The organism is Azospirillum sp. INR13 (assembly GCF_015390205.1).
GTDB lineage: Bacteria > Pseudomonadota > Alphaproteobacteria > Azospirillales > Azospirillaceae > Azospirillum.
Genome location: NZ_VUOI01000025.1, coordinates 60,001 through 62,007, shown reverse-complemented (window position 1 = coordinate 62,007; position 2,007 = coordinate 60,001). Strand labels below are relative to the sequence as shown.

The following is a 2,007-nucleotide window of genomic DNA, read 5'->3' as shown; positions in this document are numbered from 1 at the left end:
GTAACGCATTGCGTGGCGCTCGCGCGTGAGATAAGAAGGTTTGGGGAGGTAACAGGCATGCACATTCTCGCGGTCGACGACGATGAGCCGATTCGGGAGCTTTTGGCCTCATATCTGGCGGGGGAAGGCTACCGGGTCACCACGGCGCACGACACCGCTTCGGCCAAGCAGGCCCTGGACGGCGATCCTGTCGACCTCGTGGTCTGCGACCTGCGCCTGCCCGATGGCGACGGACTGGGCCTCGTCCGTCAGATCCGCACCGAATCGCAGATCCCCGTCATCATCCTGTCGTCCAAGGACCAGGACGTCGACCGCATCGTCGGGTTGGAACTGGGCGCCGACGACTACCTGACCAAACCCTTCAACCCGCGCGAACTGCTGGCCCGCATCAAGGCGGTGCTGCGCCGCGTTTCCAACGACGCGCGTCCGCCGCGCAACCCGGACGAGCTGCGCGCCGTCGTGCAGTTCGCCAACTGGGAACTCGACCTCACCGCCCAGCGCCTGCGCGGGCAGGAGGGGCGCGAGGTGGAACTGACCAAGGCGGAGTTCGGCCTGCTCGCCGCCTTCGTGAAGCGGCCGCAACGGGTGCTGACCCGCGACCAGTTGCTCGACCTCACCCGCGTGGACGGGGCGGAGGTGTTCGACCGCTCCATCGACGTGCTGATCCTGCGCCTGCGCCGCAAGATCGAGGCGAATCCGAAGGAACCCCGCATCATCAAGACCGAACGCGGCGCCGGCTACGTCTTCGACGCCAAGGTGCGCACGGTCTGACCTGTCCCGTAGCCGGGGGGCGCATCCTCCGGACGCACCCCTGGACGCTGTCGCGCACCGGCGTTAGCCTTTCCAAAACAGCCAGCGGAGAGGAAACGCGCGTGCCGGATCCCATCGATTTCTATTTCGACTTCGCCTCGCCCTACGGCTATTTCGCCAGCCTGCGCATCGACGAACTGGCGGCGAATCATGGCCGCGCCGTCACTTGGCGCCCGGTCCTGCTCGGCGCCATCTTCAAGGTGACGGGGATGAAGCCGAACCTGCAGCAGCCGCTGCGCGGCGAGTATCTGACCCATGACGTCGGCCGCATCGCCCGCCTGATCGGCGCGCCCTTCACCTTCCCCGACTCGGCCCCGGTCAACGGCGTCGCCGCCTCGCGCGTCTTCTACTGGCTGACCGACGAACATCCGGAGCAGGCGAAGCTTCTGGCCCGCGCGCTTTATCATGCACATTTCGCCGAAGGGCGCGACATCGGCCCGGCCGAAACGGTGGCGGAGATCGCCGGCCGGACGCTGGGCAGCCTGGGCATCGACCGGGCGGCGGTGACGGCGGCGCTGCAGGATCCCATGGTCAAGGACCGGCTGCGCACGAAACCGACGATGCGGTGGAGCGCGGCGTCTTCGGTTCGCCCTTCGTCATCGTCGACGGCGAGCCCTTCTGGGGCTGGGACCGGCTCGACATGGTCGACCGCTGGCTCGCCACCGGCGGCTGGTGACCCAGGCAAGGCTCCGCACCTTGTCGCAGCTGCGGAAAACACTGACGGTTGGGGCGGGCGAACCGCTATAAGTGTGAAGTAAGACTTTCGTCGTGGTGTCGGCGACGGCGCCAGCTCCAGTTCCGGTTTGCCGCCCCATGGACCAGATCGTTCCCGACCGCCGTCCCCGGACGGCCAGCCCGTCTCCCGCGGCGGTTCCCACCGGTTCCCATGGCGGCCCCCATGGCAACCGGGGCGCGTCCAAGTCATGGCTGGGCGGCGCGTTGCTGACGGCATTGCTGCTGGGCCTGATCGCGCTGTCGATCCGCTCGGTCTCGGGTAACCTGACCTTCGTCCTGCTGGGGTCGGTCGGCCTGGTGGTCGGTGCCTTCCACTACCTGTTTCCGGGCAGCCAGTTCTTCACGCTGGCGCTGACCAACTTCATCGGCGTCTACGCCTGCATCTTCGTCTTCTTCCTGGAAAGCAATTTCCACAACATCAACCCCCTGGCCCAGGGCATCGCCTTCGTGCTGCCGCTGATC

Annotated in this window: 3 protein-coding genes (1 of these 3 only partly in view); all 3 read left to right on the top strand. The window is 67.0% G+C overall.

Features of this window, described 5'->3' with window-relative positions:
- Window positions 1-57: 57 nt before the first annotated feature.
- Window positions 58-771 carry a response regulator gene (locus tag F1643_RS16870; RefSeq protein WP_194914381.1) on the top strand — a complete coding sequence of 238 codons (714 nt, stop codon included), beginning with the start codon at window positions 58-60 and terminating at the stop codon, window positions 769-771.
- 101 nt (window positions 772-872) lie between these two features.
- A complete protein-coding gene (locus tag F1643_RS16865; RefSeq protein WP_370540653.1) occupies window positions 873-1,568 on the top strand; it encodes a 2-hydroxychromene-2-carboxylate isomerase in 696 nt (231 codons plus the stop codon).
- A 55-nt stretch (window positions 1,569-1,623) separates the two neighbouring features.
- On the top strand, window positions 1,624-2,007 hold the 5' end (the start) of the coding sequence (locus tag F1643_RS16860) for a potassium channel family protein (RefSeq protein ID WP_194914379.1). The gene runs 633 nt beyond the window's last position; the window shows 384 of its 1,017 coding nt (coding positions 1-384); it begins with the start codon at window positions 1,624-1,626; the stop codon falls past the right edge of the window.